This window comes from Variovorax sp. 10N432 (assembly GCF_056394465.1).
The window spans coordinates 1-10,021 of record NZ_JBFTHX010000080.1 but is presented as its reverse complement, the minus strand read 5'-3'; the positions used below and the strand labels follow the sequence as shown (position 1 = coordinate 10,021).

Annotated in this window: 7 protein-coding genes and 2 pseudogenes; all 9 read right to left on the bottom strand. The window is 71.2% G+C overall.

The window, feature by feature from the left end:
• Window positions 1-450: pseudogene (locus AC1DF3_RS36015) on the bottom strand (amidohydrolase family protein); the annotation flags it as partial.
• A gap of 49 nt (window positions 451-499) precedes the next feature.
• Complete coding sequence (locus AC1DF3_RS36010) at window positions 500-1,819, bottom strand: amidohydrolase family protein (protein WP_478142677.1); 1,320 nt, start codon at window positions 1,817-1,819, stop codon at window positions 500-502.
• Window positions 1,816-2,874 (bottom strand): ABC transporter ATP-binding protein, encoded by a 1,059-nt coding sequence (locus tag AC1DF3_RS36005; protein ID WP_478142676.1) that lies wholly within the window; start codon window positions 2,872-2,874, stop codon window positions 1,816-1,818. The genes AC1DF3_RS36010 and AC1DF3_RS36005 overlap by 4 nt, the downstream gene beginning before the upstream one ends.
• Window positions 2,871-4,799 carry a dipeptide/oligopeptide/nickel ABC transporter permease/ATP-binding protein gene (locus tag AC1DF3_RS36000; protein WP_478142675.1) on the bottom strand — a complete coding sequence of 643 codons (1,929 nt, stop codon included), beginning with the start codon at window positions 4,797-4,799 and terminating at the stop codon, window positions 2,871-2,873. Before AC1DF3_RS36000 ends, AC1DF3_RS36005 begins: the two co-directional genes overlap by 4 nt.
• 16 nt (window positions 4,800-4,815) lie before the next feature.
• Window positions 4,816-5,760: an ABC transporter permease gene (locus AC1DF3_RS35995; protein WP_286538718.1), complete on the bottom strand. Its 945-nt coding sequence runs from the start codon at window positions 5,758-5,760 to the stop codon at window positions 4,816-4,818.
• Window positions 5,757-7,124, bottom strand: a complete 1,368-nt coding sequence (locus AC1DF3_RS35990; protein ID WP_478142674.1) for an amidohydrolase family protein — start codon at window positions 7,122-7,124, stop codon at window positions 5,757-5,759. The genes AC1DF3_RS35995 and AC1DF3_RS35990 overlap by 4 nt, the downstream gene beginning before the upstream one ends.
• 44 nt (window positions 7,125-7,168) lie before the next feature.
• Window positions 7,169-8,671 (bottom strand): ABC transporter substrate-binding protein, encoded by a 1,503-nt coding sequence (locus tag AC1DF3_RS35985; protein ID WP_286538715.1) that lies wholly within the window; start codon window positions 8,669-8,671, stop codon window positions 7,169-7,171.
• Window positions 8,672-8,731: 60 nt separating this feature from the next.
• Window positions 8,732-9,712, bottom strand: coding sequence for a Bug family tripartite tricarboxylate transporter substrate binding protein (locus AC1DF3_RS35980; RefSeq protein WP_286538714.1), 981 nt, complete (start codon window positions 9,710-9,712; stop codon window positions 8,732-8,734).
• Window positions 9,709-10,021 (bottom strand): annotated as a pseudogene (locus tag AC1DF3_RS35975) (hypothetical protein); the annotation flags it as partial. The gene AC1DF3_RS35980 and the pseudogene AC1DF3_RS35975, both read right to left, overlap by 4 nt.

Below are 10,021 nucleotides of genomic sequence, written 5' to 3'. Positions count from 1 at the left end.
GGCGAAGACGGCGCGCACGCCGGACTCCTCGAGGGCATCGATGGCGGTGTCGGTCATCTCGGCATCGCGCAGGATGTGGCACCAGTCGACGATGGTGGTGGTGCCGTTGCGCAGCTGGTTCAGCGAGCCCAGCAGGTTGCCCAGGTAGACGTCGCGCGCCTCGTAGTGGGTCGCCAGCTTTTTGTGCATGTTGGCGTGGTAGTCGCGGCTGCTGACCCAGTCGGCGCCGATGCCGCGCAGCTGGTACTCCCAGGTGTGGATGTGGGCGTTGACCAGCCCCGGCGTGACGATGCGGCCGCGGCCGTCGACCACCTCGGCGTCGCCGGCCTCGATGTTCGGGCCGACCGCGGCGATCTTGTTGTCCTCGATCAGGATGTCGGCGTCGTCGAAGTCGCCGACCTCGGGGTCCATCGACAGGATGTTCGCGTTCTTGATCAGCATTCGAGGCATGAGGCTCCTTCGGTCTTGAAATTTGAGGCGGCGAAGCGCGGGTCTTCGCTCAGTGAAACAGTCGCTCGCGCATGCGGCGCGTGGCGGCGACCGCGTCGGCGCGGTCGACTTCGGTCAGCCGGCCGGCGCGCTTGTGCACCTGGCCGCCGACGATCACGGTGTCGACGTCGCCGACCGTGGCCTGCAGCACCACGTGCGCGGCCGGATCTCCCAGCGAGGGGCTGTAGGCGCCCGCGCGCAGCAGAACCAGGTCGGCGATGCAGCCGGGCGCGATGCGGCCCAGCGCATCGCCCAGCCCGACCGCGCGGGCGGCATTCACCGTGACGTATTCCAGCAGGTGCCGCGGCTGGATGAAGGGCACGCCTGGAAAGCGCGCGAGCGGCCAGCGGCCGGCGCTGCGCTCGGCATCGGCCTCTTCGTTGCGCATCAGCCAGAAGGTGATGCGCATCTGCGAGAACAGGTCGAGCGCCACCCGCGAAGGCACGTCCACGCCCAGGCTCGGCGTCACGCCCGCATGGTGGGCGCGCGCGATCACGCGGGTGGAGCGGCCGTCGCCGACCTCGCTCTCGGGCGTGAACGAGATGCCGCAGCCATGGCGCGCCAGCAGCGCGAGTTCGGCGTCGAGTGCCGCGTTGCAATGCACCGGCAGCAGGTCGGGCCCGAGCAGGCCGGCGGCCTCGATCTCATGCAGCTGGCCCGCCACGTTCTGGTGGAAGCTCATCGGCAGGCCGAGCTCGCGCCCGGTGGCCACCTCGGCCTCGAACAGCGCCATCCCGGCGTACTCGAGCGAGCCCAGCGCCATGCCCAGCCGCACGCGCGCGTCGTCGCCCGCGCCCGCCATCTCGCGCGCCAGGCCGCGCACCTGCGCGAGGCGCCAGGCATGGTCGGCCGCCAGGGTCTCAAAGCTGCCGAGCATGCCGTAGCAGAACAGCACCCGCTGGCCGGTGCGCCGATGGGCGTCGAGCGAGCGGGCCGCATGCGCCGGCGACATCACGTTGTGGCAGAAGTCCAGCACCGTGGTGATGCCGTTGTCCAGCATCTCCACGCCGGTGGCGAAGGCGGCGTCGTGCATGTCTTCGGCCGTGAGCCGTTCGCGCAGCGAGAAGATGGTCCGGTGGTAGTCGGCCATGCCCCACTGCGCTGCGCCCAGGCCCTTGAGCGGTCCTTGCCACATGTGGGTATGGGTGTCGATCAGGCCCGGCAGCAGCAGCATGCCGTGGGCATCGATCAATTCGTCGCCCGGCATGCGTTCGAGGCCCGCGCCCACGGCGGCGATGCGGCCGTCCTCGATGCGCACGTCGCCCGCGGGCAGGTCGCCGAGCGCCGGGTCCATGGTCAGCACGGTGGCGCCGCGCAGCAGGATGCTCATAGGGCCAGCTCCTCGATCTGTCGCGCGCCGGCGTCCGTACGTACCGGCAACTGCCCTTGTGGCGTCGCGGCCACCGCGGGCAGCCGCAGGCAGGCGGCCTCGACGCCACCGCCGGCAGCCGCCAGCTGCGGCATCTCGCCGCGGCAGCGCGCGTCGGCCCAGGCGCAGCGGGTGTTGAAGGCGCAGCCCGGCGGCGGCGACAGCGGGCTCGGCAGCTCGGCGCGGATCTGCAGGCGCCGCTCCTGCGTGCGCAGCGCCTGCGCCCGGGGGTCGGCCACCAGGGTCGAGGCCATCAGCATGCGGGTGTAGGGATGGCGCGGCGCCTCGTGCACCTGCGCGGCGGGGCCGACCTCCACCAGCCGTCCGAGATAGAGCACGCCGATGCGGTGGCTGACATGGCGCACCACGTCCAGGTTGTGCGCGATGAACAGGTAGGACAGGCCGAACTCGCGCTGCAGGTCCACCAGCAGGTTGATCACCTGCGCCTGGGTGCTGACGTCGAGCGCGCTGACCGGCTCGTCGCAGACGATCAGGCGCGGCTGCACCGCGAGGGCGCGCGCGATCGCCACCCGCTGGCGCTGCCCGCCCGACAGCTCGTGCGGATGGCGCTGCGCCTGGTAGGCCGCCAGGCCCACGCTGTCGACCAGCTTGGCGATTTCCTTTTCGCGCTGCTGCGCGGTCATCGGCCGGTGGCGGTCGATCGCCTGGCCCAGCGTGGTGCCGACGGTCTGGCGCGGGTTGAGCGAGGACATCGGGTCCTGGAACACCACCTGCACATCGCGGCGGAAGGCCAGCGGCGTGGCACGGCCGAAGGCGGTCACGTCCTGGCCGTCGAATTCGATGCGGCCGGCCGATGCCTGCACCAGGCGCAGCACCGCGCGGCCGATGGTGCTCTTGCCCGAGCCGGACTCGCCGACCAGGCCGAAGGTCTTGCCGCGCTCGATGTCGAAGCTGACATCGCGCACCGCCGACAGCGTGCGGCTGCCGAACAGACCGCTCTTGAGCTTGAAGTCGACCGACAGATGTTCGACCGACAGCAGGGGTTTCGCGGTCATGCGGCGCGCTCCTGGATGTCGCTGCGGATGCAGCGAACGCCTTCCTGCAGCGCCACGGGTTGCTGGGTGCAGGCGGCGCGCGCATGGGCGCAGCGCGGGTGGAAGCGGCAGCCCTGCGGCCAGGCCCAGGCCGGCGGCACGCGGCCGGCGATGGTGGACAGCCGGGCATCGCCCCGGCCGCGCGGCATGGCGTCGAGCAGGGCGGCGGTGTAGGGATGGCGCGGCGCGGCCAGGGTGTCCCGCACGCTGCCGGTCTCGACGATCTGCCCGGCGTACATCACGGCCACCCGGTCGCACAGGTCGGCCACCACGCCCAGGTCGTGCGTGATCAGCAGCACCGACATGCCGAGCCGCCGGCGCAGGTCGGCCAGCAGGTCCAGCACCTGGGCCTGGATCGTCACGTCCAGGGCGGTGGTGGGTTCGTCGGCGATCAGCAGCTCGGGCTCGCAGGCCAGTGCGCCGGCGATCACCACGCGCTGCGCCATGCCGCCGGAGAACTGGTGCGGATAGTCCTGCAGCCGGCGCGCCGGGTCGGGCACCCCCACCAGGTCGAGCAGCTCGACCGCACGCGCCAGGGCCTGCGCGCGGCTCATCCTCGAGTGGGCGCGCAGGATGTCGCAGAGCTGGGTGCCGATGGTGTGGACCGGCGACAGCGCCGCGTTCGGGTCCTGGAACACCATGCCGATGCGGCGGCCGCGGATGTGGCGCAGCGCTTCCTCGGGCAGGCCGACCAGTTCGGTGCCGCCCAGCCGCACCGAGCCGCCGGCAATGTGCGCGCCGCGCGGCAGCAGGCCCAGGATGGCGCTGGCGGTCATCGACTTGCCGCAGCCCGATTCGCCCACCAGGCCCAGCACCTCGCCGCGCCGCAGATGCAGCGAGACCTGGCTCAGCAGTTCGGCCTCGCCGCCGCCGACCGTGGCGCGCACGCAGAGCTGGCGCAGCTCGAGCAGCGTGTCGGCCGGCGTGGGGGTCTCGGCGTCGGCGGCGGCCGTGGCCGCGCCTGGGGTGGCTTCGCGGGCCGCGGGCCGTGCCGGCGCCGCGCCGCCGGGCAGCAGGGCGTCGCGCAGGCTGTCGCCCAGCAGGTTGAAGGACAGCACCGTGAGCGTGATCGCCAGCCCCGGCACCATCGGCAGCAAGGGCTGCTCGCTCTGGAACTGGCGCGCGGTCTCGAGCATCGAGCCCCAGCTGACCTGGGTGCTGTCGGCGCCGACGCCGAGGAAGCTCAGCATGGCCTCGATCAGCAGCGCGGTGCCCAGCGAGATCGAAGCCTGCACGATCAGCGGGCCCGAGACGTTGGGCAGGATCTGCCGCAGCATGATCGCCACCGGCCGCAGGCCCAGCACCCGCGCCGCATCGACGTAGAGCTGCTCGCGCTCGGCCAGCACCACGGCGCGCGTGATGCGCATGAAGCTGACCGCGAAGATCAGTCCGACCGCCAGCATCGCATTGCCCAGGCCCTTGCCGAGCACGCCGATCAGCGCCAGCGCCAGCAGCACCGCGGGAATGGACTGCATCACGTCGGCCAGGCGCATCGCGAGGCGGTCCAGCCAGCCGCCCACGTAGCCGGCCAGCAGGCCCAGGCTGACGCCGGCCGCGAGGCCGATGCCCACGCTCTCGAGCGAGGCCAGCAGCGCGGTGCGGGCGCCGAAGATCAGCCGCGAGAGCATGTCGCGGCCGAGGTCGTCGGTGCCCAGCCAGTAGGTGGCGCCGGGCGCCTCCAGGCGATGGCGGATGGCCGGCGTGAAGGGATCGTGCGGCGCGATCCACGGCGCGCCGATGGCGCAGGCGAGCACCAGCAGCAGGAAGGCCGCGGGCAGCAGCGCGAAAGGCCGAGACAGCAGGCGCCAGGGCGACTTGCGCGGGATGCGCGCGCCGTCGTCCGGCGCCGCGGCATGGACGGGGGGGAAGGTGGCGACTTCGCTCATGGTGGGACCGGGCGCCTCAATGCGCCCGCACCTTCGGATTGATCAGCCCGTAGCCGATGTCCGTGGCGAGATTGACCGCGAGCACGATGGAGGCGATCACCACCACCGCGCCCTGCAGCACCGGGAAATCGCCGCGCACCACGCTGTCGACCAGCAGGGTGCCGAGCGCCGGGATCGCGAAGATGCGCTCGACCGCGATGCTGGCGCCGACCAGCACCGACATCTGGATCGCCATCACGCTGAGCACCGGCACCATCGCGTTGCGGATCGCATAGCGCGAGATGATCAGGCGTTGCGGCAGCCCGCGCGCGCGCAGCGCATGCACGTAGGGCGAGCGCAGCACGTCGATCATCGCGCTGCGCATCTGGCGCGCGATCACCGAGGCGGTGTGAACCGACAGTGCGACCGCGGGCAGCACCAGGCCGCGCGCCCATTCGAGCGGGTCCTGCGCGAAGGGCGTGTAGCCGACCACCTGGAACCACTGCAGTTCGACCGCGAAAGCCAGCGACAGCAGCAGCGCGAGCCAGATGCTCGGCACCGCCAGGCCCAGCGAGACGATGGTCGAGAGCAGCCGGTCGGCCCAGGAGCCATGGCGCACCGCGCCCCAGATCCCCAGCGGAATGCCGATCAGCAAGGCCAGGAGCATGCCCGCGATCGCCAGCGTCAGGGTCACGCTGACACCGTCGGCGAGCGTGGGCGCGACCGGCAGCGCGGTGTAGAGCGAGCTGCCGAGGTCGCCGCGCAGCGCGTCGGCCAGCCAGCGGAAGAACTGCTCGCCCAGCGGCCGGTCGAGCCCGAGCTTGTGCGCGTACTCGGCGCGGTCGGCGGCCGAGGCGCCCGGGCCGAGGATCTGCACCACCGGATCGGTGGCGGTCATGCGCGTCAGCAGGAAGGTGAACAGCGACACCGCGAACAGGATCGGCGCCACCGACAGCAGCCGGCTCAGGAACAGCTGTCTCATGCCGCTGCGCGCGCCGCCTGGACGCCCTTGCCGAGCACGCGCTCGCGCACCCGCCGGGTGGCCTCGGCCGCGTCCGCGCGGTCCAGGTCCACCAGCCGGCCGCCGCGCTTGCGCACCTGGCCGTCGACGATCACGGTGTCGACGTCGGCCGGCGTGCTCTGGAAGGCCACGTGCGCCGCCGGATCGCCCAGCGACATGCTGTAGGGGCCGGTCGACAGCAGCACCAGGTCGGCCAGCAGGCCGGGCGCGATGCGCCCCAGCTCGTCGCCGCGGCCGACCGCGCGCGCGGCGTTGACCGTCACGTACTCGAGCATGTGGCGCGGCTGCGCGTGCGGCGTGCCGGGATGGCGCGCCAGCGGCCAGCGGCCGGTGATGCGCTCGGCCAGCGCCTCTTCGGCGCGCATCACCTGGAAGGTGAGCCGCATCTGGGCGAAGAGGTCGAGCGCCACGCGCGAGGGAATGTCCACGCCCAGGCTGGGCGTGACGCCGGCGCGGTGCGCGCGGCCGATGATGTTCATGGCCCGGCCGCCGCCGAACTCGCCCTCGACCGTGAAGGAGATGCCGGCGCCGCAGGCCGCGAGCATCTCGAGTTCGTCGTCGGCCGCGAGGTTGGCATGCACCGGCAGCAGGTCGCCGCCCAGCAGCCCCGCTTCGCCCAGCTGGCGGATCTGCGCCGGCGGGTTCTGGTGGAAGGTCATCGGCAGGCCCAGCGCGCGGCCGAGCTCGATCTCGGTCTTCACCAGCTCCAGGCCCGAGTATTCGAGCGAGCCCAGCGCCATGCCCAGGCGCACCAGCGAATCGCCACCGCCGCTGCCGAACTCGCGCGCCAACTCGCGCACCTGGGCCAGGCGCCACGGATGGTCGGCCGCCAGCGTCGAGAAGCCGCCCAGCATGCCGTAGGAGAACAGCACGCGCTGGCCGGTGCGGCGGTGCGCGGCGATCGACTGCTCGGCATGCGCCGGCGTCATGGTGTTGTGGCAGAAGTCCAGCACCGTGGTGATGCCGTTGTCGAGCATCTCGGTGCCGGCCGCGAAGCAGGCGTCGTGCATGTCGACCGCGTCGAACTTCTCGCGCAGCGGGAACACGTGCTTCTGGTAGTCGGGCGTGCCCCAGAGCCCGGCGCCCAGGCCCTTGAGCGGCGCCTGCCACATGTGGGTGTGCGAGTCGATCAGGCCCGGGATCAGGATCATGCCGCGGCCGTCGATGCGCTGGGCGCCGGCCGGCGCCTCGAGCGCGGTGCCGACCTGCGCGATGCGGCGGCCCTCGACCAGGACATCGCCCGATTCGAGATCGCCCAGCGCGGGGTCCATGGTCAGGACGAGGGCGCCCTGGATCAGCAGTGTGCGTGGTGTGTCGTCGGACATGTACTGTGCCATCGTGGGTTCGTGGGGTGCTTTTCCGGCCGCTCTCAGGGCGAGACCTTGGCGTCGATGTAGCGGAACACGGCCACGTCGCCGACGGTGGAGACGATGTTGTTCACGCGCTTCGGGTTGTAGGCCCAGTAGGCGGCGTAGTCGAAGAAGCCGCAGTCCAGCGCCTCCTCGTCGACCACCTTGGCCATCTGCTGCCAGCCCGCGTTCTGGCCCGCCAGGTCGTCCGCGGCCAGCGCCTCCTTCACGGCCGCTTCGACGCCGGGGAAGACCGTCTTCAGGGGGTTGCCCGCGCCGGCCGGCGCGTAGTGGTAGAGGTAGTAGTCGTAGGCGCCGGTGTCCTGCGAATCGGTCAGGATGGCCGCCGGGTACTTGCCGCTGCGGAAGGTGCTGAAGAACTGGCCGAAGGTCATGAAGTCGAGCTTCACGTCGATGCCGATCGGCGCCATCTGGCTCTTGAACAGCTCCGCGATGGTGCGCTGGTTGTCGAAGGTGGCCAGCGTGAACTCGAGCTTGGGGTTGCCGAGCTCGGCCATCAGCTTCCTGGCCTTGGCGAGGTCGTGCGGATAGCCCTTGACCGCGGGGTTGAAGCCGTTCATGCCCTCGCGCAGGCGCTGCGTGTGCACCTTGCCGTGGCCGCCGAGCGCGGCGTCGATGAAGTCCTGCGGGTTGATCGCGTGGCAGATCGCCTGGCGCAGCTTGGCGCTGTTGAAGACCTTGGCCGTGTCCATCATCTGCAGGTGCCACATCACCGAAGGGAACCAAGTGGTCTTGAGGCCTTCGCGCTCGGCCCGCTTGGCGATCGAGGGATTGGTCCAGACGATGTCGAGCTGGCCGGTGCGCAGCGCGTTGTAGAGGCTGTCGGGGTCGTTGATGTGCGTGACCTCCACCCGCGCCGGGCCGACCGTCTTGGGCGCGTAGTACTTGTCGTAGGAAGTCACGACGGTGCGCAGTCCCTTCACCGTGTCCTTGGCCTCGTACTTCCAGGGGCCGGTGCCGACCGGCACGAGCTTGTACGAGCCGTCCTCCAGCGCCTTGGGCGAGACCATGAAGGCGCCGCGCCGCGCCAGGTTGGGCATCAGGTTGGGCGCCGGCATCTTGAGCGAGATGTCCAGCCGCGTGGGCGAGACCACCGTGAACTTGTCGACCGCGCTGAGCACGCCGCGCCACTGGCCTGGTGTGTCGCGGATGCGCTCGAGGTTCTTCACCACGGCCGCGGCGTCGAAGGGCGTGCCGTCGTGGAAAGTCACATCGGGACGCAGCGTGATCTCGACCTTGCGCGGGCTTTCCTTCCAGCCGGTGGCCAGCTTGGGCAGCAGCGACAGCCCGTCCGGCGAGACCTCGGCCAGTCCTTCGTAGACCAGCGAGGTGTAGATGCTGTTGGGCTTGGTCAGGGTCTCCCAGTCGTCCAGCCCCTGGTTGCTGCCGAAGCGCAGCGTGCCGGCGGGTTGGGCGAGGGCGGGCAGGCAGGCGACGGTCAACGCGGCGGCGGCTGCGAATTGCGGCACGCGGCGCCAGGACATGCGGATCCGGCTGTTCATCTCGACTCCTCTTTGAAAAACGGAAAAGGGCAAGGGCACGGGGCGGCGAAGAAGCGCGCTTCAACTCGGCGCGCTGATCTTTTCTTCGCGGATCACGCGGGTCCAGTGCGCGACATCGCGCGTCAGGAAGGCCTGGGCTTCCTGCGGCGTGGTCGACCAGGGCTCGGCCGCCTGCACGCGCAGGGTCTCGATGATCTCGGGCCGCGCGAGCGTGGCGCGCACCATCTGGTTGAGGCGCGCGACGATGCCGATCGGCAGGCCCTTGGGACCGGCGAGCGCGTACCAGGCCGAGACGTCGAAGCCGGGCAGCACGGTCTCGGCCACGGTCGGCACCTCGGGCAGGCCCGGGTAGCGGTCCTTCGAGGTCACGGCCAGCGGACGCAGGCGGCCGGCCTCGATCAGCGGCGTCATGCCGGCCAGCGAGGTGAACATGAACGGGACCTCGCCACCGATCACCGCGGTGTTGAGCGCGCCGCCGCCGCGGTAGGGCACGTGCGTGAGCGTGATGCCCGAACGCGCCTGCAGCAGCACGGCCGTGAGGTGCATGCCGGTGCCCTGCCCGCCCGAGCCGTAGTTGAGCTTGCCCGGCGTGGCCTTGGCCTGCTGCATCAGCTCCTGCACGGTCTTGAACGGTGCGTCGGTCGCCGCGACGATCGCGAAGGGGCTGCGCGCGATCATCGAGATCATCGTGAAGTCGGAGGCGGCGTCGAAGGGCAGCGAGGCATAGAGGCCGGGTGCCGCCGCATGGCCCGAGGCCATCAGGAACAGCGTGTAGCCGTCGGGCTCGGCCTTGGCAACGAAGTTGGCGCCGATGGTGCCGCCGGCGCCCGGCTTGCCTTCCACCACCGCCTGCTGGCCGAAGCTGTCGGCGAACTGCGCCGCCACCAGGCGCGCGAGCAGGTCCACCGGGCCGCCGGGGCCGAAGCCGTGGACGATCTTGACGGGCCGGGTCGGCCAGCTCGCCGTGCCCTGGGCCTGCACCGGCGAGGCACCCAGCCATGGCGCACCCATGGCGCCCAGCAGGAGTTCGCGGCGCTTCACAGGAAGAAGGCCTCGGGTTGCGGTCCGCGCTCGACCGGCCGGGACTTGAACTTGCCTTCCTCGAACATGCGCAGGCGCGAGGCGAGAAGTTCGTCCTGCAGGCCGGCCAGGCGCTGCGCATCGAACACGAGCTTGCCCTCGCGCTTGGCGAACCTGCCTGCCACGATGACATTCTCGATGTCCGAGGTCTCGGCGTACATGACGACGATGTGGGCGGCATTGCCGCCCGGCAGCGCGGGGAAGATGTTCATGCCGCGGCAGTCGAACATCACGAGGTCGGCCTGCTTGCCGGGTCGGCCTGCTTGCCGG